Origin of the sequence: Shewanella sp. AS16, assembly GCF_021412365.1 — a bacterium.
Lineage (GTDB): Bacteria > Pseudomonadota > Gammaproteobacteria > Enterobacterales > Shewanellaceae > Shewanella > Shewanella salipaludis.
Genome location: NZ_JAKCLK010000090.1, coordinates 1 through 362, shown reverse-complemented (window position 1 = coordinate 362; position 362 = coordinate 1). Strand labels below are relative to the sequence as shown.

Below are 362 nucleotides of genomic sequence, written 5' to 3'. Positions count from 1 at the left end.
TGGTGCGGTATTATCCCGTGTTGACGCCGGGCAAGAGCAACTCGGTCGCCGCATACACTATTCTCAGAATGACTTGGTTGAGTACTCACCAGTCACAGAAAAGCATCTTACGGATGGCATGACAGTAAGAGAATTATGCAGTGCTGCCATAACCATGAGTGATAACACTGCTGCCAACTTACTTCTGACAACGATCGGAGGACCGAAGGAGCTAACCGCTTTTTTGCACAACATGGGGGATCATGTAACTCGCCTTGATCGTTGGGAACCGGAGCTGAATGAAGCCATACCAAACGACGAGCGTGACACCACGATGCCTGCAGCAATGGCAACAACGTTGCGCAAACTATTAACTGGCGAAC

At 50.0% G+C, this 362-nt stretch carries 1 protein-coding gene; it reads left to right on the top strand.

What is annotated here, in order from left to right:
- A partial coding sequence (locus tag LZP73_RS19475) for a serine hydrolase (protein ID WP_234236573.1) occupies positions 1 to 362 on the top strand: 362 nt, incomplete at both ends.